The organism is Pseudomonas sivasensis (genome assembly GCF_013778505.1).
GTDB classification, from domain to species: Bacteria; Pseudomonadota; Gammaproteobacteria; order Pseudomonadales; family Pseudomonadaceae; genus Aquipseudomonas; species Aquipseudomonas sivasensis.
This window is the reverse complement of record NZ_JAAOWU010000006.1, coordinates 248,941-270,711: the sequence shown is the minus strand read 5'-3', so window position 1 is coordinate 270,711 and position 21,771 is coordinate 248,941. Positions and strand designations below refer to the sequence as shown.

The 21,771-nt window shown below is 60.0% G+C and carries 21 protein-coding genes; 6 read left to right on the top strand and 15 right to left on the bottom strand.

Annotated elements, in window-relative coordinates; genetic code table 11:
- Positions 1-1,365 precede the first annotated feature (1,365 nt).
- Genes G9Q84_RS13720 through G9Q84_RS13700 form a run of 5 tightly spaced genes read right to left on the bottom strand, consistent with a single transcriptional unit; the run spans position 1,366 to position 6,555 of the window.
- Positions 1,366-2,697: an ABC transporter substrate-binding protein gene (locus G9Q84_RS13720; RefSeq protein ID WP_181643536.1), complete on the bottom strand. Its 1,332-nt coding sequence runs from the start codon at positions 2,695-2,697 to the stop codon at positions 1,366-1,368.
- A gap of 39 nt (positions 2,698-2,736) precedes the next feature.
- Positions 2,737-3,804 carry a branched-chain amino acid ABC transporter permease gene (locus G9Q84_RS13715; protein WP_095184622.1) on the bottom strand — a complete coding sequence of 356 codons (1,068 nt, stop codon included), beginning with the start codon at positions 3,802-3,804 and terminating at the stop codon, positions 2,737-2,739.
- 23 nt (positions 3,805-3,827) lie between these two features.
- Positions 3,828-4,709: a branched-chain amino acid ABC transporter permease gene (locus G9Q84_RS13710; RefSeq protein WP_032885303.1), complete on the bottom strand. Its 882-nt coding sequence runs from the start codon at positions 4,707-4,709 to the stop codon at positions 3,828-3,830.
- 2 nt (positions 4,710-4,711) lie between these two features.
- On the bottom strand, positions 4,712-5,488 hold the full coding sequence (locus tag G9Q84_RS13705) for an ABC transporter ATP-binding protein (protein ID WP_181643535.1): 777 nt from the start codon (positions 5,486-5,488) through the stop codon (positions 4,712-4,714).
- Positions 5,489-5,499: 11 nt separating this feature from the next.
- Positions 5,500-6,555, bottom strand: a complete 1,056-nt coding sequence (locus G9Q84_RS13700) for an AMP-binding protein (protein ID WP_181643534.1) — start codon at positions 6,553-6,555, stop codon at positions 5,500-5,502.
- A 263-nt stretch (positions 6,556-6,818) separates the two neighbouring features.
- On the opposite strand from G9Q84_RS13700, the gene G9Q84_RS13695 reads away from it, so the two are divergent.
- From G9Q84_RS13695 to G9Q84_RS13685, 3 genes are all read left to right on the top strand, one after another.
- A complete protein-coding gene (locus tag G9Q84_RS13695) occupies positions 6,819-7,256 on the top strand; it encodes an HIT family protein (protein ID WP_032885300.1) in 438 nt (145 codons plus the stop codon).
- Positions 7,257-7,326: 70 nt separating this feature from the next.
- Positions 7,327-8,055 carry a hypothetical protein gene (locus G9Q84_RS13690; protein WP_181643533.1) on the top strand — a complete coding sequence of 243 codons (729 nt, stop codon included), beginning with the start codon at positions 7,327-7,329 and terminating at the stop codon, positions 8,053-8,055.
- 85 nt (positions 8,056-8,140) lie between these two features.
- A complete protein-coding gene (locus G9Q84_RS13685) occupies positions 8,141-9,562 on the top strand; it encodes an XAC2610-related protein (protein WP_181643532.1) in 1,422 nt (473 codons plus the stop codon).
- A gap of 128 nt (positions 9,563-9,690) precedes the next feature.
- On the opposite strand, the gene G9Q84_RS13680 is transcribed toward G9Q84_RS13685, so the two are convergent.
- Positions 9,691-11,256: a methyl-accepting chemotaxis protein gene (locus G9Q84_RS13680; protein ID WP_099602337.1), complete on the bottom strand. Its 1,566-nt coding sequence runs from the start codon at positions 11,254-11,256 to the stop codon at positions 9,691-9,693.
- 163 nt (positions 11,257-11,419) lie between these two features.
- On the opposite strand from G9Q84_RS13680, the gene G9Q84_RS13675 reads away from it, so the two are divergent.
- On the top strand, positions 11,420-13,618 hold the full coding sequence (locus G9Q84_RS13675; RefSeq protein WP_181643531.1) for an OsmC domain/YcaO domain-containing protein: 2,199 nt from the start codon (positions 11,420-11,422) through the stop codon (positions 13,616-13,618).
- Between the two features lie 124 nt (positions 13,619-13,742).
- On the opposite strand, the gene G9Q84_RS13670 is transcribed toward G9Q84_RS13675, so the two are convergent.
- From G9Q84_RS13670 to G9Q84_RS13640, 7 genes are all read right to left on the bottom strand, one after another.
- A complete protein-coding gene (locus G9Q84_RS13670) occupies positions 13,743-14,909 on the bottom strand; it encodes a cystathionine gamma-synthase (RefSeq protein WP_122681096.1) in 1,167 nt (388 codons plus the stop codon).
- Complete coding sequence (locus tag G9Q84_RS13665) at positions 14,906-16,282, bottom strand: pyridoxal-phosphate dependent enzyme (RefSeq protein ID WP_181643530.1); 1,377 nt, start codon at positions 16,280-16,282, stop codon at positions 14,906-14,908. The genes G9Q84_RS13670 and G9Q84_RS13665 overlap by 4 nt, the downstream gene beginning before the upstream one ends.
- Before the next feature lie 173 nt (positions 16,283-16,455).
- Positions 16,456-16,935, bottom strand: coding sequence for a VOC family protein (locus G9Q84_RS13660; RefSeq protein ID WP_095184631.1), 480 nt, complete (start codon positions 16,933-16,935; stop codon positions 16,456-16,458).
- A gap of 139 nt (positions 16,936-17,074) precedes the next feature.
- Complete coding sequence (locus tag G9Q84_RS13655) at positions 17,075-17,593, bottom strand: SUKH-4 family immunity protein (RefSeq protein ID WP_181643529.1); 519 nt, start codon at positions 17,591-17,593, stop codon at positions 17,075-17,077.
- Positions 17,594-17,735: 142 nt separating this feature from the next.
- The gene (locus G9Q84_RS13650) at positions 17,736-18,368 is read right to left on the bottom strand and encodes a hypothetical protein (RefSeq protein WP_181643528.1); all 633 of its coding nucleotides are present in this window, start codon (positions 18,366-18,368) and stop codon (positions 17,736-17,738) included.
- A 27-nt stretch (positions 18,369-18,395) separates the two neighbouring features.
- The gene (locus tag G9Q84_RS13645) at positions 18,396-18,560 is read right to left on the bottom strand and encodes a hypothetical protein (protein WP_181643527.1); all 165 of its coding nucleotides are present in this window, start codon (positions 18,558-18,560) and stop codon (positions 18,396-18,398) included.
- A gap of 53 nt (positions 18,561-18,613) precedes the next feature.
- Positions 18,614-18,823, bottom strand: coding sequence for a hypothetical protein (locus G9Q84_RS13640; protein WP_181643526.1), 210 nt, complete (start codon positions 18,821-18,823; stop codon positions 18,614-18,616).
- 44 nt (positions 18,824-18,867) lie between these two features.
- Between G9Q84_RS13640 and G9Q84_RS13635 the strand changes: the two genes are divergently transcribed.
- Positions 18,868-19,056 carry a hypothetical protein gene (locus G9Q84_RS13635; RefSeq protein ID WP_181643525.1) on the top strand — a complete coding sequence of 63 codons (189 nt, stop codon included), beginning with the start codon at positions 18,868-18,870 and terminating at the stop codon, positions 19,054-19,056.
- Here G9Q84_RS13635 and G9Q84_RS13630 read toward each other — a convergent pair.
- Positions 19,050-19,403 carry a VOC family protein gene (locus G9Q84_RS13630; protein WP_181643524.1) on the bottom strand — a complete coding sequence of 118 codons (354 nt, stop codon included), beginning with the start codon at positions 19,401-19,403 and terminating at the stop codon, positions 19,050-19,052. The two genes, G9Q84_RS13635 and G9Q84_RS13630, sit on opposite strands and share 7 nt — an antisense overlap.
- Before the next feature lie 103 nt (positions 19,404-19,506).
- On the opposite strand from G9Q84_RS13630, the gene G9Q84_RS13625 reads away from it, so the two are divergent.
- The gene (locus G9Q84_RS13625) at positions 19,507-20,250 is read left to right on the top strand and encodes a class I SAM-dependent DNA methyltransferase (protein ID WP_181643523.1); all 744 of its coding nucleotides are present in this window, start codon (positions 19,507-19,509) and stop codon (positions 20,248-20,250) included.
- A 121-nt stretch (positions 20,251-20,371) separates the two neighbouring features.
- Here G9Q84_RS13625 and G9Q84_RS13620 read toward each other — a convergent pair whose 3' ends face one another.
- On the bottom strand, positions 20,372-21,709 hold the full coding sequence (locus G9Q84_RS13620; protein WP_095184637.1) for an MFS transporter: 1,338 nt from the start codon (positions 21,707-21,709) through the stop codon (positions 20,372-20,374).
- Positions 21,710-21,771: the final 62 nt, after the last annotated feature.

The window sequence follows — 21,771 nt, the reverse complement described above, 5'->3', positions numbered from 1 at the left end:
TGCAATCACGCTGCGTAATGCCTTTCTCCTTTGCGTACTAGGACGACCAGTGCCTGGAGGCGCCACACCAGCGATTGCAGGTGTGGCCGGTGCGATTGAATGAGGGCGTGGTGGAACTCGCAGTGAGCTGATCGACCTCGGTCCAAGTGTGGGAGGGGGCTTGCTCCCGATGGCGGTGTGTCAGTCAACATCGGTATGGCTGAACCACCGCCATCGGGAGCAAGCCCCCTCCCACATAAAACCGCATTGCAGCTGAGAAATACTACTGCTCTTTGCTGCAATCACGGGGGGTAATGCCTTTCTCCTTCGCGTACTAGGACGGCCAGTGCTGGAGGCGCCACACCAGCGATTGCAGGTGTGGCCGGTGCGATTGAATGAGGGCGTGGTGGAACTCGCAGTGAGCTGATACACCTCGGTCAAAATGTGGGAGGGGGCTTGCTCCCGATGGCGGTGTGTCAGTCAACATCGGTATGGCTGAACCACCGCCATCGGGAGCAAGCCCCTCCCACATAAAACCGCTTCGCAGCTGAGGAATACTGCTGCTCCTTGCTGCAATCACGCTGCGTAATGCCTTTCTCCTTCGCGTACTAGGACGACCAGTGCCTGGAGGCGCCACACCAGCGATTGCAGGTGTGGCCGGTGCGATTGAAGGAGGGCGTGGTGGAACTCGCAGTGAGTTGATACACCTCGGTCCAAGTGTGGGAGGGGGCTTGCTCCCGATGGCGGTGTGTCAGTCGACATCGGTATGGCTGAACCACTGCTATCGGGAGCAAGCCCCCTCCCACATAAAACCGCATTGCCGCTGAGAAATCCTACTGCTCTTTGCTGCAATCACGCGGCGTAATGCCTTTCTCCTTCGCGTACTAGGACGGCCAGCGCTGGAGGCGCCACACCAGCGATTGCAGGTGTGGCCGGTGTGATTGAATGAGGGCGTAGTGGAACTCGCAGTGAGCTGATACACCTCGGCCCAAGTGTGGGAGGGGGCTTGCTCCCGATGGCGGTGTGTCAGTCAACATCGGTATGGCTGAACCACTGCTATCGGGAGCAAGCCCCCTCCCACATAAAACCGCATTACAGCTGAGAAATCCCACTGCTCTTTGCTGCAATCACGCGGCGTAATGCCTTTCTCCCTCGCGTACTAGGACGGCCAGTGCCTGGAGGCGCCACACCAGCGATTGCAGGTGTGGCCGGTGCGATTGAATGAGGGTGTGGTGGAACTCGCAGTGAGCTGATCGACCTCGGTCCAAGTGTGGGAGGGGGCTTGCTCCCGATGGCGGTGTGTCAGTCGACATCGGTATGGCTGAACCACTGCTATCGGGAGCAAGCCCCCTCCCACATAAAAAACTGCATCGCAGTGGAGAAATCCTACTGCTCTTTGCTGCAATCACGCGGGGTAATGCCTTTCTCCTTCGCGTACTGCGCCGCCGAGGCTTCGATGATCGGCCGCAGCAGCGCGCGGTCGGCTTGTACCCAATCGCTGATCAGGTTCCAGCGCTGGCCATCCCACTGCTGGAAGCGTACCGCGCCGCCGCCTTCATGGTCGGCGCAGGACAGTTTCAGCGGTTGCACCAGGCCTTTTGCGCCCAGGGCCTGAAGACGTGCATCGTCCAAGTTCAGGTGTTCGAAACCCCAGCGTACTTGTTCGCCAGTGAGGGGCTGGTGGCCGTATTTTTCCTGGGCCAGGCGCACGGCTTCGACGTTGAGAATGCCGTTCACCACACCGAGGTTGTAGTACACCGTGCCGAAGCGCTTCGGATCGGCCAGGTTGCCTTTGCCCGCGTCCACCACGCTTTGCTTGATGCCTTGCAGCACTGGGAAATCGGTGCCGGACGGGTGGGTGGTAATAGAGATAAAACCCTTGGCTGCGTTGCCGGCCGGCAACACGTCTTCTTCCGAGTTGCTCCAGATATTGCCGATGATGTGATCAGCCGGGTAACCGACTTTTTGCGCAGATTTGAGCGCCACCGGGTTCATCACGCCCCAGCCGCGCAGGATCACCCAGTCCGGCTTGAGACGGCGAATGTTCAGCCACTGCGATTGTTGCTCGTTGCCAGGGTGTGGCACTTCCAGCAGGGTCAATTCGAAGCCGGAATTTTTGGCCAGGGTTTCCAGTACCCCGTTGGTTTCCTTGCCGTACGGCGAGCCGTGGTAGAGCACGGCGATTTTCTTGCCCTTGAGTTTGTCGGCACCGCCTTCGCGCTGGCCGATGTAGTTGATGATCGCCGAGACTTCCGAATACGGGTTGAGCTGCAACGGGAACACGTAGGGGAAGACGCTGCCGTCGGTGGAGTCGGTGCGTCCGTGGTTGATGGTGATCAGCGGTAGTTTGTCGGCGGTCGAGCGATCCAGCGTGGCGTAGGCGATGCCCACCGACAGCGGGTTGGTGGCCGCTGCGGGCGCACCGTTGAGACCGCCCTTGAGGCGCTCGTAGCATTCGACGCCTTTTTCCACCACGTACTCGGTCTCGCATTCGCTCCAGGTCAACTTGACGCCGTTCACGCCGCCGTTGGCGTTGATGTATTGCAGGTAGTCGATAAACCCACCGAAGAAGCCGGTGCCACCGGCGGCATAGGGCCCGACCCGATAGCTCTGCAACGGAAAGTATTGTTCGTTGGCGGCCTGGACGGTGCCCGTGAGCGTGGCGGTGATCAAGGCCAGGCCCAAGGCCAGGCGGCGCAGCGGTGCGGGGTGTCTCATGGAGGCAGTTCCTCGGGGTTCAGCTCGGGGGTTAGTAAGTTAGTAACGCAGCGGCCATACCCTGGCCCGTTGACGAAAGCGCTGCCACAGTCGGGCCAGCCCCTCCGGTTCCTTGATCAGGAAGGTGATGATCAGTGCACCGAACAGCATCTTCTGAAGGTTTTCCAGCTGGCCGGCGTCCATCAATCCGGCCGGCAGCAACGCGAAGAGGTTGCCCAGCAGGATCGGGAACAACACGATGAAGGCCGCGCCGAGGACGTTGCCGAGCACACTGCCCAGACCGCCGATAATGATGATGAAGAGCACCTGAAATGAGCGGCTCAGGTCGAAGCCGTGAGGCTCCACCGTGCCCAGGTAGGCGAAGGCCCAAAGCGACCCCGCGACGCCCAGGTAGAAGCCGCTGATGGCAAACGCCAGCAGCTTGGCCTTGAGCAGCCGAATGCCGATCACGGCGGCGGCGGTGTCCATGTCTCGCACGGCCATCCAGTTGCGGCCCAGCTCACTGCGCACCAGGTTTTTACCGAGCCAGAACAGCGCCACGACCACGCTGAGGGTCAGCAGGTAGCGGCCACACGGCGAGCTGAAATCAACCCCAGCGATCAGCAATGGCGGTGAGGTGATTACGCCGGACGCGTTGTCGTTGGTAAACCAGCTGAAGCGGGTCAGTACCCACTCCACCACGAACTGGGCGGCCAGGGTCGCTACCAACAGGTAAAAGCCCTTGATGCGCAGGCTCGGCAGACCGAAGAACACCGCCACCAGCGCAGCGATCACGCCGCCCAGGCCAAAGCTCACCAGCAGCGGCAAACCGGGTACGCGCAATTGCAGGTTGTAGGCGGCAAATGCGCCCACCGCCATGAACGCCGCCGAGCCCAGAGAGAGTTGCCCGGCGTAGCCAGTCAGCAGGTTCAGGCCGAGGCCGGCCAGGGACAGCACCAGCAGCGGCACGAGGATCGCGCTGAACCAGTAGTCGTTGCCCAACCACGGCATCACCACAAAGGCAAAGCCCAGCAGTAGCCACAGTGCGATGCGGTCCTGGCGCAGGCGAAAGGTGCGGCGCTCGGCCGCGTAGGAGGTACTGATTTGACCGACTTCTTGATACAGCATGCAGGCATTTCCTCAAAAAACGATCAGACCCGTTCGATGGCGCGCTCGCCGAACAACCCGGCAGGGCGCACCAGCAAGAACAGCAAGGCAAGAACGTAAGGCACCCAGTTTTCAATGCCGCTGCCGATGATCGGGCCGAGGTAGATCTCGGCGATTTTTTCGCTCGCGCCGATGATCAAGCCGCCGACAATCGCGCCGCCGATGGACGAAAATCCGCCGATGATCAGCACCGGCAATGCCTTGAGTACCACCAGCGATAACGAGAATTGCACCCCCAATCGCGCGCCCCAAAGCAACCCGGCCACCAGCCCGACAAACCCCGCCACGGCCCACACCAGGGCCCAGATGCGCGGCAGGCGAATGCCCACCGCCATGGACGCCAGCGGGTCGTCTGCGACTGCACGCAGCGACAGGCCGATACGGGTTTTGTTGAACAGCAATGACAGGGCGAGCACCAACGCGGCGGCGGTGCCGGCAGCGAACAGGTCGAACTGCGAGAGCAGCATGCCGCGGATTTCCAGCGGCTCGTCGGCAATGCCCAAATCCAGGCCATGCACCTGCGCACCCCAGAGGAATTGCGCGAAGCCTTCGATCATGTAGGACAGCCCAAGGGTGGCCATGAACAGGATGATCGGCGGGCGATTGACCAGGGGCCGCAGCACCACTTTCTCGATCAGCAGCGCAAGCACCACCATGCTCACCAGGGTCAGCAAAAACGCGAAGACAAACGGAAAGCCGCGCTCCAGCAGGCTGACAAAGGTCAGTGCGGCGAACAGCACCATGGCGCCCTGGGCGAAGTTGAAGACGCCCGAGGCTTTGTAGATCAGCACAAAACCGATCGCCACCAGGGAATACATCACGCCCGCCAACAGGCCGCCGATCAGCACCTCAAAGAAAAATTCCATGCTCAAGTTCCCAGATAGGCGGCGATGACATCGGGGTTGGCGCGCACTTGCTCGGGCGTGCCGTCGCCGATCTTGCGGCCGTAGTCGAGCACCACTACGTGGTCGCACAAGCCCATGACCACACCGATATCGTGCTCGATCAGCACCACGGTGGTGCCGAACTCGCGGTTGATGTCGCGGATGAATTGGCTCATCTGGGCTTTCTCCTGAGCGTTCATACCGGCCATGGGCTCATCCAGCAGCAACAGGGTCGGCTCGGACGCCAGGGCGCGGGCCAGTTCGACACGCTTTTGCAGGCCATAGGGCAGGGTGCCCACCAGCACGTGTCGCCAGGGATGGATCTGCAAAAACGCGATGACTTTTTCGGCGTGCAGGCGGTGCGCGTCCTCCTCGCGCGGGGCTCGGCCCAGGCGCAGCATCTGCTCGATCCAGTTGCTGCGGCGCTTGAGGTTGCGCCCGGTGAGCACGTTGTCGAGCACGCTCATGCCCTTGAACAGCGCGATGTTCTGGAAGGTTCGCGCAATCCCGCCTTCGGCCGCCTGATGCGCGCGCATGCGCCGTCGGGTGTGGCCGGCGTAGTGGATGCTGCCGCTTTGGGGGTGGTAAACGCCGTTGATCACATTGAGCAGCGAACTCTTGCCGGCGCCGTTGGGGCCGATCAGCCCGCAGATGTCCCCGGCCTTGACGTCGAAACTGATGGAGGTGATGGCCTTGATGCCCTTGAACGACAGGGTAATGTCATCGAGCCGCAGTAAGACCGCTTGAGTGGTTGCATGCATGGTTGGGCTCGTCAGACAGCGTGAGGCAGTCGTTGGTCGGCGGGTTGGTGTTGGGGCGCTGGCTCTTGCCAACGGCCGGGATCGATGCCCAAGGCGGTAAAGAACGCCGCACTGTCCGGGCTCAACGCTGGCCCTACCAGCAAAGGCACGCGCAGGCGGCTCATGCCCAGCACATCGAGCAATGGTCGACGCACCAGCCAGTGGCCCAGCCAGCGGCGAATGATCGATGGGGTTGGCTGCATCGCCCAGCGGTACAGGCGATGACTGAATGTGCCCGGCAGCGGCAGGCGCTCACGAGCCCACTGTTCCAGACGGCCGTAGGATTCACGGGTGCCCAGCACCAAGGTTGGGCCCAGCTCGCGGCGGTCGGTGTCCCGGGTGGCCAGGGCTTCGGGGAAGTTCAGGCGAAAACCAGCGTGCAGCCAGGGCGCCAGCAAGTAGCGCGCCTGCCCGCTGGCGGCGAAAACCCGCGCGGCCAGGGCTTCCTCATTGGCGTCGAGGTGTTCGCGGGCCACCAAAGTGCGCGCGTCCATGAGCAACTGCCCGTGGGTCAATTGCACGCAGGTATCGGCGTGGAACACAAAGGCGAGGGCAGTTGACTGAGCGGCGCACGCCGGGGCAGGGAGGTCCGTGCGCAAGTCCGCATAAGCGACCAAGTGGGGGCCTTTGTGTTGATCCAGACCGCGCCCATCGAGGTACACCACCACACCGGGCCCACTGATTGACGGAATCGCCTCGGCGTTTTCGGCGAGAACAAATGTCGGCCGCAGTTGCACCAGCAGCGCACCATTGTCGCGCTCGGGATCGAGCAGCGTGACGCTCCCCCCCAACCACTGCGCGGCCAGTGCCAGAAGCAAGGCTTCGGGGCGCGCCTGACTGATGATCAGCAGATCATCGTCAGGCCCGAAGTCGCGCTGGTGAAGGGCTGCGGCGAGTTGGCGTATGTCGTCTGCCAGTTCGCTCCAACGTCGTTCTTGCCAGATGCCCAGGCGCTTGTAACGCAAGGCAATCGCCGACCCACGGGTGTGGGCTTGATGCAGCAGCGCCTGGGGCAGTGTCTGGGGCATGGGTGTGTCCTTTGGGTCGATGCAAAGGTGATTGCATGCGCCATGCCAGGGGGATAAATGCTTTTATTTCAAAGGGATACGTTTAATTTTAAAAAGGAGAGCCTGTTTGGATTCAGCACAAGCTGTGCAACTGCTGTTGGTGGGGCAACAGGCGTTTCCTCAGGTGGCCTGTCAGGTAACTCCCTTGGACTGTTCCCGTTGCTGAAAAGCAGGGGGCAAGCGTTAAAATGCCGCCCGCATCTTGCCCCCATCAAGGACCCTACATGCCACTGATCACGGAACGCGTAGCCCTGGCCCGCATCGGCGCCAATGAGAAGGTTATCTGCCGCATGGCCTCGGGCTGGGCGGTGATGGGGGATGTGCAGTTTCTGCCGGGCTACTGCCTGCTGCTGCCCGATCCGGTGGTCGCGAGTTTGAACGACCTGGATACCGAAGCCCGCGCGACTTACCTGCTGGACATGGCGCGCCTCGGTGATGCGGTGTTGCACGCCACCGACGCCCAGCGCATGAATTACGAAATCCTGGGCAACTCCGAGCCTGAGTTGCACTGCCATATATTCCCGCGCTACGCCTCGGAACCCGACGACAAGCGCCGGATGCCGGCATGGTTTTATGACTGGAAGAATGCTGTTCCTTATGCCGAAGAGGTGCATGGGGATTTGCGCAAGGCCATCGAACGGTTGCTGCGTCAACCCAGTTGAGAGGCGAGAGCGTGCAGCCGCATTGGCGCCAACTTTTATTAACTTTCGCGTGAAGAGTGCAGTTAGAAATATGAATCTACTCGATCCGTTGACTGGAACAGAAGCGTTGACTCAATCGGGGAGACCCATAGAGCCTGGGTTTCTAACGGCTTTCTGGGGCTGGGGTTTTTCAGCATTGGATAACCCCCTGCTACGAGGTTATCTGGCAGAGTTTTTGGTGTATCGGGCGCTGTTCAACATGCCTAGCCCCGATTTCCAGGTACCCACTTCGCATTTTTCAACCAAGATGGAAGGCGATGTTCATGACCTCGTGTTTTTCATGAATGATGAAAAATTCACTATCCAAGTTAAATCGAAAGACTCGTATAGCAAATCTCAGGTGTTCGATACCTCCTTCGCTGAAGGATTCGATTGTGTCTCCAATAGTCCGCTGCCCGCTGAGCATTGGTCAGACTTTTACATCTTCGCTTATCTGGCACTGGATAATAAAAAGTGTCAGGAGAACGAGCGTCTTCATGATAAGTGGAACCCCAATCCATCTCGTGCACTGCCGATGGAGAAAGCGCGGTTCAAGCTCAATAAGCAGGCGTTGGTGAAATCGGTGTTGGAACTCGATAACTGGAGCTTCTACATTCTTGACCGAGCGCAATTACGTGGGCAGAAAAGCATCAACTTGAACAAGCTGCGCAGTAAGGTCAATAAGGGGGAAGCTGTGTGGGTACAGCATGACGGTATTGCAGATGCGTTGGTGGATTTCGCCCTCGAACGGCACGCTAAACGATGCGATGAAATGCTTTAGGTTCCCTTCGCTCGTGGGGTACGTCACATAGCCGCCAGCGAAACCGCTACACTGCCGCCCCCGAATTTCAGCAAGGATGCTTTGAATGCGTTCGCTCGTCAGCGCTGTGCTCCTCTCCATGACCTTGGCGGCCCCGGCCATGGCCGAGCCTCGTTCGTTCTCGGTCAATGACCCGAGCGGCAAATACCTGGTCGAAGTGTTGTTCCCGCAGGTGCCGCAGGACTTGCAGTACCTGGCGCGAGCCCTGATCACGGTACGCGACGCAACTACCCTCGAAATCCTCCAGCAATTGCAGACTCCGGATGCCCAGGTGCCGCTGGACCAGAATGGTAAAACCGTCGACTGGCGTTTGATGGGCGAGAACGGCGTGGTCTACTTTGCCGACATCAATCAGGATGGCCGCCAGGACTTGGCAATCCGCAATGGCACCGGCGCGGATAAAGACTTCCAGTCCAGTTACGATGTGTACCTGCAAGACCCGCACAAGACGCAGTGGGTGCTCAACGGCCCCCTGACCGATCTTGCGAACGAAACCTCCGGCGGTATGTTCTCAGTCAATCCCAAGGACGGCGTTATCCATTCGCAGACCGACCAGGGTTGCTGCTGGACCCGCGCCAGCCGCTATCAGATGCGCGACGGTGAGTTGGTGAGACTCAGCGCGTACACCCAGGCCCAAGTGCCTGCGACGGACGATGACGCCAACAACAGCATGCCCAGCGGCTACATGCTGCGCACCACCGGTGAGTGGAAGGACGGCCAGTGGCTGGAAACCCCAAGGCTCGAAGGGCCGGTCAATGAGGATCCTGAGTTCCTGGCCGGCACCCTCAACGGCAAGATCCCGGTGCAACTCTGGTACCAGCAACAGGGCGCGGTGTTGATTGGTGAATTGCGCTACACCAAAAGCGGCAGCGGCAAGCCGATCAAGTTGGTAGGCGAGTTGGGTGAATACGGCGAGCAGTCGTTTGTCTACCTGCACGAATATGCCGACGATGGTCATCAAACCGGCATCTGGCGCATCACTCGGGAAACCGTCGAGCCCTATGCTTACTCCGGCACGTGGGTCAGTGGCGCCCAGGGTGACAAGCCGGAGTTGCAAATCCAACTGCATCGCGAGGACCGTGAGCCTGAGTACAAGAAACTCGGTGACGTTGCCCGCGATCAGCGTGACGGTCACTACCAGATGCGCAACGACTTCCTCGACCGTGACGGCGACCTGGACCTGAAGATCCTCCCCGACCGCGATGCCCAGGGCCGCGAAGTGGCGGAGTTCACCGTAACGCTCAAGGAAACCGGTACCGACAAGGTCATCGTCAGCGCGCACCACAGCGTGCCGATGGAAACCGAGAACCTGATTATCGTGCGCGAGCCGTTGGCGACCCGGCGCGCCGGCCCGTATCACATTCAACTGGTGAAGGGTTTTGCGGTGATCAACCACAACTCGGCGCCGGACTTTCCGGATTACTTCACGGGGATGTATCGCAAGCAACAGCCTGGACAAACCCAGTGACTGCCCCAATCAGACCGGCCCCATAGAAATGCGCCTGGCGTTACAGCCTGCTCGCGGGCTGAGCGCCACGATATTCATCCCGGTGCAAGCGAGGCCGCCCAGCTGGCGGGCGGCCTCGCGTTGCGGTGTTAGCGGTTAAAGCGTTCTACCAACGCATATTGAGTGGCCGCCGTATTGGTCAGCTGCTTGCTAAGGTCGGTGGATTGATGGGCTTGTATCGACGTCTGGTCAGCCAGCTCCGCGATAGTGGTGATGTTGCGGCTGATTTCCTCGGCGACCGCGCTTTGTTCCTCAGTGGCGGCGGCGATCTGGGTGGTCATTTCGGTGATATGAGACACCGCTTCGCTGATGCCGACCAACGCCTGGTCTGCTTCCAGCACCCAGGCTACGCCTTCCTGCGCCTGGCGTTGGCCGTTTTCCATGCTTTGCACGGCATTGTTGGACGATGCCTGCAACTGAGTGATCAGCGCATGGATTTGAGTGGTGGATTGGGAAGTACGCTGCGCCAGTTGGCGCACTTCATCGGCCACCACGGCAAACCCGCGGCCTTGCTCACCGGCGCGGGCCGCTTCGATGGCGGCGTTGAGGGCGAGCAGGTTGGTTTGATCGGCGATGCCTTTGATCACGTCCACCACGCTGCCGATTTCGTCGCTGTCCTTGGCCAACTGCGCCACGGTGGTGCCGGTTTCGCCCACGACGGCGGACAAGCGCTCAATGGCCAGGCGGGTATCACGCGCGACTTCACGGCCACGTCCGGTCAGCACGTTGGCCTGCTGGGTGGCGTCGGCGGTGCGCTGCACATGGCTGGCGACTTCCTGGGTGGTCGCAGCCATCTGGTTGACGGCCGCCGAGACCTGCTCGGTTTCAACGCGTTGGCGATCCAGGCCTTTGGAGCTGGCGGTGGCCAACTGATCCGATTGCCCGGCCAGGGCGCTGAGTTGTTCGGCACTGTCCTGCAAGCGTGTGAGGCAGGTTTTCAGGCGCGAGTTTTGGCTGAGGAACGCGGTTTCCAGGCGTGCCTGGGGGCCGCTGGCGTCGCTGTACATCTGGGCAATCAAGGCATCCGACGTCGAGGGCTCGACACCCGCCAGCAGGCGCAAGGTGCTGCCTTGGCGTACGCGTGAGCAGAGCATACCCACCGGCACGGCAACGGCCACGGCCACCGCAATGGCGATCGGTGCAGTGAGGAAAAGCCCGGCAATGCTGCCGGCGATACCGGTGGCCACGTACGGCACGGCACTCAACGCCGCGGGCAGCCAAGTGTCCTTGATTAGCGCGGTGGATTTGCCTTGGCTGAGGCGGCGATACAGCACCTGCGCCCGGCGGATTTCATCGGCGCTGGGCTTGACCCTCACCGATTCAAAACCAACGACTTCGCGGCCGTGGAAGATCGGTGTGACGTAGGCGTTAACCCAGTAATGGTCGCCGTTTTTCGAGCGGTTCTTGACGATGCCCATCCACGGCAGGCCTTGCTTGAGCGCACGCCACATATGGGCAAACACGGCCGGTGGGACATCGGGGTGACGCACGATGTTCTGCGGCGCGCCGATCAGATCGGCCCGTTCAAAACCGCTGATTTCGACAAAGGCGTCGTTGCAGTAAGTGATGCCCCCGTGAATATCGGTGGCGGAGATAAGTTTTTGCGAAGGCGCGAGTGAAATCTCACGTTGTGTTACTGGCTGGTTGTTGCGCATTCCGGCTACTCCCTGGTTGCACACAGTGCATCGGCGCCAACGTGCAGAAGATTAATTCACATCGGCTATTTCGCCAGCCATTGGTCAAAAGCCTGAAACTTATCGATGAAAAACCTCATAATGGCGGCCATTTTTGTTTAGCCCGTAATTCTGGTGTGCCCCCATGGAAATCAAGGTCAACTTTCTCGACAACCTCCGGCTTGAAGCCAAGTTCGATGACTTCACGGTGATTGCCGACCAACCTATTCGCTATAAGGGCGATGGTTCGGCACCGGGGCCCTTCGACTACTTCCTGGCATCGTCGGCGCTGTGCGCGGCGTACTTTGTGAAGCTGTACTGCCAGACCCGCAACATCCCCACCGACAATATCCGCCTGTCCCAGAACAACATCGTCGACCCGGAAAACCGCTACAACCAGATCTTCAAGATCCAGGTCGAGTTGCCCGCGGATATCTCCGATAAGGACCGCCAGGGCATCCTGCGCTCCATCGACCGTTGCACGGTGAAAAAAGTGGTGCAGGCCGGTCCCGAATTTGTGATCGAAGAGGTGGAAAATCTCGACGCCGACGCCCAGGCCTTGTTGATGCCCAGCAGCCTGTCGGAGCAGGGCACTTACATCGCGGGCAAGGACCTGCCGCTGGAACAGACCATCGCCAACATGTCCGGGATCCTTGCCGGCCTGGGCATGAAGATCGAGATCGCCTCGTGGCGCAATATCGTGCCCAACGTGTGGTCGCTGCATATCCGCGATGCGCACTCGCCAATGTGTTTCACCAACGGCAAGGGCGCGACCAAAGAGGGCGCGCTGGCGTCGGCATTGGGCGAATTCATCGAGCGGCTCAACTGCAACTTCTTCTACAACGACCAATTCTGGGGTGAAGAACTGGCCAGCGCGCCGTTCGTGCATTACCCGGACGAGCGTTGGTTCCAGCCAGGCCCCAACGACGAGCTGCCGACTGAAATCCTCGACGCTTATTGCCGCAAGGTCTACGACCGCGAAGGCGAACTGCGCGGTTCGCATCTGTTCGACACCAACTCCGGCAACGAAGCGCGCGGCATTGTTTCGCTGCCGTTCGTGCGCCAGTCCGATGGCGAGGTGGTGTACTTCCCGTCCAACCTGATCGAAAACCTCTACCTCAGCAACGGCATGAGCGCGGGCAACACCCTGGCTGAAGCCCAGGTGCAGTGCCTTTCGGAGATTTTCGAGCGCGCGGTCAAGCGTGAAATCATCGAAGGTGAATTTGCCCTGCCGGACGTGCCGGCTGAGGTGCTCGCCAAATACCCAAGCATTGTGGCGGGCATCGAAGGCCTGGAAGCCCAGGGCTTCCCGGTGCTGGTCAAGGATGCATCCCTGGGCGGCGAATTCCCGGTGATGTGTGTGACCCTGATGAACCCGCGCACCGGCGGGGTATTCGCCTCCTTCGGTGCCCACCCGAGCCTGGAAGTGGCGCTGGAGCGCAGCCTCACCGAATTGCTGCAAGGCCGCAGTTTCGAGGGTTTGAACGACTTGCCGCAGCCGACCTTCGAAGGCCAGGCGGTGACGGAGCCGAACAACTTCGTCGAGCACTTCATCGACTCCAGCGGTGTGGTGTCGTGGCGCTTCTTCAGCGCGCAGTCGGACTACGAGTTTGTCGAGTGGGACTTCTCCGGTGAAGGCGAAGACTCCAACGTCCAAGAGGCTGCGACCTTGTTCGGCATCCTGGAAGGCATGGGCAAAGAAGCCTATATGGCGGTGTACGAGCACCTCGGCGCCACCGCTTGCCGCATCCTGGTGCCGGACTACTCGGAAATCTACCCGGTGGACGACCTGATCTGGGACAACACCAACAAAGCGCTGTTCTTCCGCGAGGACATTCTCAACCTGCATCGCCTGGACACGGAAGAATTGCAGGCATTGGTCGAGCGCCTGATCGAAAGCGAGCTGGACGATTACACCGACATCACCACCTTGATCGGCATCGAATTCGACGACAACACGGTATGGGGCCAACTGACCATCCTTGAGTTGAAGCTGCTGATTTTCCTGGCCTTGCAGCAATATGAAGAGGCCAAGGAGTGCGTGGAGATGTTCCTGCAGTACAACGACAACACCGCCGAGCGCGGCCTGTTCTACCAGGCGCTGAACGGTGTGCTGGAGATGGAACTGGACGACGACTTGGACTTGGCGGATTACGAAGCCAACTTCCGCCGCATGTTTGGTAATGAGCGAATGGATGCGGTGATCGGCTCGGTCGATGGCAGTGTGCGGTTCTATGGGTTGACGCCGACCAGCATCAAGCTGGAAGGCTTGGACCGGCATTTGCGTTTGATTGACAGCTACAAGAAGCTGCATTCGGCGCGTGCCAACATCGTCCAGGTGTAACGCATACCCAATGTGGGAGGGGGCTTGCTCGCGATGGCGGTGGTTCAGACAAATATTCAGTGCCTGACACGCCGCTATCGGGAGCAAGCCCCCTCCCACATTTGATCGTTGTTTTCTGGGGGGGTTATATACGGGCCAAGGCTTGCGCCAGGTCCGCTCGTAGATCCTCCACATCCTCAACCCCCACCGACAACCGCACCAACCCGTCGCCAATCCCCAGCTGCGCCCGCGTCGCCGCCGGGATGCTGGCATGGGTCATGATCGCCGGATGTTCGATCAGGCTTTCCACACCTCCCAGGCTTTCGGCCAGGGCGAAGATGTTCACGTGTTCCAGAAAGCGGGTGGCGCCTGCCAGGTCGCTGTTCAAATCCACTGAAATCATCCCACCAAACCCGCGCATTTGCCGGCGTGCCAGTTCGTGCTGCGGGTGGGATGCCAGGCCTGGGTAATAGACCCGCGCCACTTGCGGTTGTTGCTCCAGCCAGGTGGCCAGGTCCAGCGCGTTGCTGCAATGACGCTCCATGCGCAGGGCCAACGTTTTCACGCCGCGCAGGGTCAGGAACGCGTCGAAGGGCCCGGCGATGGCACCTACTGAGTTCTGCAAGAAACCCAGGCGATCAGCCAATTCGGGGTTGTCACCGACAATGGCGATACCGCCGATCACATCGGAATGGCCGTTGAGGTATTTAGTGGTGGAGTGCACCACCACATCCACGCCCAGCTCCAGCGGGCGCTGGATCCAGGGGCTGGCGAAGGTGTTGTCAGCCACGCAGATGATCCCGCGATTGCGGCAGATACCTGCGATGGCGGCCAAGTCGGTGAGGCTGAGCAGCGGGTTGCTCGGGGTTTCGACCCAGACCATGCGCGTATCGTCCTGCAAGGATGCTTCAAACGCCGTTACATCACTCAAATCGACAAAGCTGAAACGATGCCCGGCGCTGCGTTGGCGCACCTTGTCGAACAGCCGAAAGGTGCCGCCATAGAGGTCGTTACCGGAAACGATATGGGCGCCCGCATCCAGCAGCTCCAGCACCGTGGAAATCGCCGCCAGCCCGGATGCAAAGGCAAACGCTTGGCTGCCGCCTTCAAGGTCGGCCACGCAACGCTCCAGAGCAAACCGCGTGGGGTTGTGGGAGCGGCCGTAGTCGAAGCCCTTGTGCACGCCGGGGCTGTCTTGCAGGTAGGTGGAGTTGGCGTAGATCGGCGGCATCAGCGCGCCAGTGGTTGGGTCTGGGAACTGCCCGGCGTGGATCACACGGGTGGCAAACGCACTTTTATCAGGCTGGCTCATGCAAGGGATCTCCGCAGGTGGTTGAGCAGGTCGACGCGGGTGATCAGGCCATAAAAGCCTCCTGCATCGGCAATGATGGCGACCAAGCCGCGATCCAGTTCAGTTTGCAATTCGGCCAGGCTGGCGCTGGGGGACAGGGTTTGCAGGTTGTCGGTCATGGCGCTGGCGACGATCATCGTGAAGTGCGCGGCATCGTGGTGCAGGCCCAGCAGGATGTCGGATTCGTCGATCACGCCCACCAGTTCGCGGCCGTTGACCAACACCGGCAGTTGCGACACGTCGGCCAGACGCATGCGCTGGAAGGCGGTGAGCAGGGTGTCGTCGGGGCTCACGCTGATCACGCGGCCGTCTTCGAAGCGGCGGGCGATCAGGTCGCGCAGGTCGCCGTAGTGTTTGTAATGCAGCAACCCCGCGTCGGTCATCCACTGGTCGTTGTAGACCTTCGACAGATAGCGCGTGCCGGTGTCGCACACAAAGCTGACCACGCGCTTGGGCGTGGTTTGTTCGCGGCAATAGCGCAAGGCAGCGGCGAGCAGGGTGCCGGTGGAGGACCCGCCGAGAATGCCCTCGGCCTTGAGCAGTTGGCGCGCGTGGTCGAAGCTCTCTTCATCGCTGATGGAATAGGCGTTGCGCACGCTGGACAGGTCGGCAATCGACGGAATGAAGTCCTCGCCAATGCCTTCCACGGCCCACGAGCCGGGTGTTATCAACTGGCCGCTGCGGCTGTATTCAGCCATTACCGAACCCACCGGATCGGCCAGTACCATTTCCAGCTCCGGTTGCACGCGCTTGAAGAATCGGGTCAGGCCGGTGAGTGTGCCTGCCGAACCGACGCCGACCACAATGGCATCCAGGTCGTGCTGGGTTTGCGCCCACATCTCCGGCGCGGTGCTGGTCTCGTGAGCCTGGGGATTGGCCGGGTTGTTGAACTGGTCGGCGAAGAATGAGCCGGGAATCTCCTGGGCCAGGCGCGCAGCCATGTCCTGGTAATACTCGGGGTGGCCCTTGCCCACATCGGAGCGGGTGATATGCACCTCGGCGCCCATGGCCTTAAGGTGCAGCACTTTCTCCGTGGACATTTTGTCGGGTACCACCAGCACCACCCGATAACCCTTAGCCCTGCCCACCAGCGCCAGGCCCAAGCCGGTGTTGCCGGCGGTTGCCTCAATGATGGTGCCGCCGGGACGCAGGCGGCCGTCACGCTCGGCGGCGTCAATCATGGCCAGGCCGATGCGGTCCTTGATGGAACCGCCGGGGTTTTGGGATTCCAGCTTGAGGAACAGCGTGCAGAGGCCGGTATCGAAACGGCTGACCCGTACCAACGGCGTGTTGCCGATCAGTTCGAGTACGGCGGGGCGTGAGAGTGCGGGCATGGCGTCACCTGGGTGCGCAGAGGAGACATGAAACACTAGGTCGGTATTGGGTGAGTCGCAACCGGACCGTCGGCTCGCTGTCTTTTTTTGGCGCATGGGCCGACGCGACAATTGCGCCTGACGCTGCCAGGCGGAGCGCATTGAAGCCCTGGATAGCCTCGCCAGTTGCCGCCTCAGCCCTTTATCGCTGCCTCAATCGCCGCAATGTCGATTTTGGTCATGGTCATCATCGCCTCGAACGCGCGCTTGGCGATGGCTGGATCAGGGTTAGTCACCGCCTCCGTCAACACGCGCGGCGAGATTTGCCACGACAGGCCCCACTTGTCCTTGCACCAGCCGCAGGCGCTCGGCTGGCCGCCGTTGTCGATGATTGCGTTCCAGTACCGGTCGGTTTCGGCTTGGTCATCGGTGGCCACTTGGAAGGAAAACGCCTCGGTGTGGGGAAAGATCGGGCCGCCGTTCAGGCCGATGCAGGGGATGCCGAGTACCGTGAATTCGACGGTCAAGACGTCGCCCCGCTTGCCGGACGGGTAATCCGCTGGTGCACGATGCACGGCGTTCACCGCACTGTCGGGAAAGGTGTTGGCGTAGAACTTGGCAGCCTCTTCGGCGCTCCCGTTGTACCAGAGGCAGAGGGTGTTTTTGTGGGTCATGAGCAGTCTCCACGCAGTCGAGGGTCTGTGGAGTTTAGCTGCGTTTCAATGGCGGCCTTATCAAGTCGAGACGGTTGAGGTCGGCGTTATAGGCTCGATAGAGGTCGGCCAATTCGTGGTGGGTCATCAGCGTTCACTTCTACCCGTTGAGTTCTGCGCTGACCTCATCCGCCCACATCGTGCCCGGCACGGCGGCGGCAGGATCGATGCATTCGATCTCAGGTAAACAGCGTGCCATCGTGTTGTCTCGCAGATGTGCCTGGAACACGCACAAGCTGCGGGCGAACTGGGGCAGTGAGGTATTGATGAGTACGCGTGCGTGATGGGCGTCGTGGTTGAAATAGACAATCGTCCCACTGTGTCGATCAAGCGCGATGACGTCCCCGGAGCCGGTGTGCCCCAAAGTATAATAGTGGTTGGCGATGCCGAATATTGCCAACCTGCGTTGTGCTTCGGCTTGGCTGTAGGCCTCGAAACTCAGAAAGGGCGCGGCGTCGCGCGGCAGGCCGTGCTTGAGGAGGAATTCAGCGTCTGGCGCGGGGAGGGTGGCCAGGTCAGTGGGGTTGAAGGTGATGAATTCGTCAAAGCCGAGGTCCAGGCCGGGCGGGTCGGGTGGCAGTAGCGAGATGAAATGTGTTTTGAAGTCGAAGTCGGTCATAGTCGTTCGCCGCGTTATGTGAAGGGGGGCGGGATGCTGACATAGAAACACTGCAGGGCCTGGGGTAGAACCCGTTCACAGCCTCAAGGTTAATCCAGCTAATGCCGCAGCAATGGTTGCCGCAGCATGAGTGCGAGGAGTTTTAGTTACTCGACTTATCTGGCTGTGGCACCGTATGAATTTCGTCATACATAGCGGTTGCCACTGAAGCAGCATAAACAATGTATTTCAGATCGCTCGCGTCACTCTTGACTTCATAAATTTCACACAGAAGACTTCTTTTGTCCTTGGGTAACTTCACTGGCGACCAAGATGAAGGACTTTTGAAGTTATACTCAGGGCCTTTGTATGTTAGAGACCTGATTCCAACAACCATGCGCTTATAGTGTTGCCTATCAGGTCTTTTAGAATTTTCATAGCTGCCTTTAAATGTTCCTAGAGAGCCTGAGACAACATCTACGCACGCTTTGTCTAGCTCGGTCTCATAATCAGCAGCCGCATAGGTTCCAACGGTCCCATGATTGGAATAGAATTTTGCACGCGGCGACAACTGTTCTTCTGGGTATTTGGCGGTGTATTCATCACCCTCGAAGTAATATTCGATATACCCTCGCGAAATATCTACCCTGCTATATTTCTTTCTCTTTTCTATGATGTCATTGAAAGAGTACCAGCGCTGCTCGATTAGTTTGTGCTCGACTTCCAGTCCGCCCGCAAATACCTTCAAGGAAAGCGCGGAGCCAAATAAGATAGATGCAATCAAAAGATTTTTCATGAGTTGACCTGAAGTAAAATTTTTATTTTATTTAAATAGGTCTGCTGATGTTGCGCGTTGATTAATTCCGCGAACCTTTTCAGCTTCGGCTTGTGTCTTCTGTTGAATAGTCCAAGTGATTGCCGCACCTACAATTGTCAAGCTTGTTGCCATATCAAAGCCAAGCTGGATGTTACTGAACCATGTGCTCATTTGACTTCCTTGAGTTTTATTTGATTTCCTTGAACATCACTTTTTGTAGCCGTTTACACCGTAACAACGGACTCCAGCTCAAATTTCACGCCGCATAAGCGGCGTTGTCGTGCTTTTTTAATCGTGCTCTCGCTCTGAGCGGGCGCGCCGCCGGTAATTTGCTGCGTGAGCATAAAGGCGATGCCGGGTCGGAACAACCGTTCGTCGCGACCTACACCGCCAACGCCCGGTATCTGAACCTTTCCGCTGGCGTTGTGCAGCACGACTACGAGACCAAACCCGCAGCGCACTGACCTGGCGCCATGAGTTGCGCGATGAAGAGGTGCGTTCGGTGGTCAACTACGTGGCGGATGTTGCTGGCAAAACCAGCTTCGGCAGTAACGGCCCATCGGCGATCAAGGACACCGGCGTGCTCGGTCTGGGCGTGACGTGGGGGTGCGATGCGGGCCTCATAAACAGCTTGGCCTGCACGCGTGGTGCAGCGATCACTCACTGATCCGACCAAACCGCCAGTTCATAACCATCCGGATCAATGAAGTGGAACCTGCGCCCACCGGGGAACGCAAACGTCTCGCGGCTTATCACAGCGCCTGCAGCCGTGATGCGCTGGTACGCCCCTTCGAGGTCATTCGCAAACAAAATCACCAATGGTCCACCCGGCCGAACGGGTTCTCCCGTGGTGAACCCGCCCGTCAGCCGCCCATCGCTGAACTCGGTGTAGGTGGGCCCGTAGTCCACGAATGTCCAGCCGAAAACGGCGCCGTAGAAGGCTTTGCTGCGGTGGATGTCGCCCACGTTGAATTCTATGTTGTCGATCTGACGGTCTTGACCACGAACGCTCATGGTTGCCTCCTTGGCGGATGATTGAGGCGCGAGTGTAACGGTTCTGACGACGGACTGAGTTACCATGCCGCCGCGAAATTCCCGCCGACCGCTCTGGCTACCTATGTCCTCCAACGCGCTGTACACCGATCTTTCCATCTACTACGACCTGATGTGCGCCGACATCGACTATCGCGCACAGAGTCACAGCGTTCGCCGGTTGCACCAACTGTTCGGCAATAACGGGCGTCGGCACTTGGACCTGGCCTGCGGCACCGGGCCCCATGTGCGTCATTTCCTCGACTTTGGCTACCACAGCGCCGGCCTGGACATCAGCCAACCGATGCTGGACCTCGCCCAACTGCGCTGCCCGGAGGCGCGGTTCAGCCGCCAGGACATGGCGGGTTTCCAGGTGGACGACGCGCAAGATCTGATCACTTGCTTTCTCTACTCGACCCATTACAACGCCAGCCTGGCCAAACTGCGCATGTGCCTGACCAGCGTGCACGAGGCGCTCGCCGAAAATGGCGTGTTCTGTTTCAACGCGGTGGACAAGCTGCACATCGACAACCGTTTGCTGGTACGTCATAGCGTTGAGTTTGAAGGCAGCCACTTCACCTTCGGTTCCGGCTGGCACTACAGCGAGGAGGGCGAGCAGCAGGCGCTGCGCCTGAGTATCGAGAAGACCACCGCGGGTGTGACTGAGGCTTGGCAGGACGAACACCCGATGGTCGCCTTCAGTTTCACCGAGTTGCAGCAGTTGTTGACGCCACAGTTCGAGGTGCACATCTTCGAGCATGACTACGAATGCATCACGCCCTGGGAGGGCACGAGCGGGAATGCTTTGTTTGTCTGCGTGAAGCGCTGATACCTGCTTTACCCAGTTTCCTGTGGGAGATGTCGAGCTTTAGCGAGGCTTCGAAGGCGGCGGTACAGGCGAAGTATTCTTACCTGACCCACCGCATTCGTGGGCATTACGTCATGTGGCACTAACGCGAGAGCACCGCTGCTGCGCCTTTTTCCTCAGCGCCAACGTCATCCAGGGAGATCCTCGATGTCTCCGGCAACGCCAACCCGCCTGCCAGCGCCAGCAACGCTACGGCTATCAGATAAAACGCCGGTGACAGGTTGCTGCCGGTGGTGCTGATCAACCATGTCGCCATCAGCGGCGCGGTACCCCCGAAGATCGTATAGGCCATGTTGTAAGTGATTGCCGAGGCGGTATACCGCGTCCGAGTCGGGAAGGTCTCCGAGAGCAACGCCGCCGTGACCACACCACATAACACCGCACCTACCGCGAGCAGCATCACCCCCACGATCGAGGCCGCGAACGAACCTGAACTGGCCATCAGAAACGACGGATACACCACCACCATCAGCAATACGCAGGCGGTCATTACCGTGACCCGACGCCCCACCCGATCCGAATACAGCCCGGCCAGCGGGCAGATTGCCGCGGCGAAAATCAGCGCGATCAACGACACCAGCAACGCCGCCGCCCGACTCAGCCCACCTGCCACCTGCAGGTATGTCGCGAAGTAGGTGGTGAACATATAAAACGAGAGCGCCGTCAGCGATACAAACGCGCCCAGGCAGCAAATCGCCGCACCGTGGTTGCGCAAGGTTTCCTTGAGCGGAGAGTGGGCGACCGCGTGTTCCTGCTTCACGGCCTGGAAGGCGGGTGTCTCATCCAGTTTCCAGCGCAGATACAGCCCGACCAGACCCAGCGGTGCGGCGATCAGGAACGGCAGGCGCCAGCCCCAACTGCCCATCGCCTCGGCGGACAGCGACGCCTCAAGGGCGTAGGCCACCACTGCGGCAGCGGCGAACGCGGAGAACGTCGACACCGGCACGAAGCTGCCGTACCAGGCGCGTTTGTTGCTCGGCGCGTGCTCCATCAGATAGGCGCAGGCACCGGCATATTCGCCCCCGGCGGAGAAGCCTTGGGCGCAGCGAATCAGCGACAACAGAATCGGCGCTGTCACGCCGATGGCGGCATAAGTGGGCAGCAGGCCGATCAAGGTGGTCGCACCGGCCATCAGCAAAATCGTCATGGCCAGGGTACGCTTGCGGCCGATGCGGTCGCCGAGCATGCCGAAGAAAATCCCGCCCAACGGCCGAAAGGCGAAGGCCACGGCAAACACTGCAAAAGTCTTGAGCAGCGCCGCGCTGGCATCGCCACTGGGGAAGAATTGTTGCGCGATGGTGGTGGCAAGAAAGCCATAGACGGCAAAGTCGAACCACTCGACGAAGTTACCGATGCCGGCGGCGATGATGACCTTTCGCAGGGTTTGGGGGCTGACCTGTTCGGTGGATGAGCTCGTCATGGGGGAAGGCCTCGGAATGCGCAGGGGGATGCCTGATTATCCGAGGCGGCGGCCAGACGGCG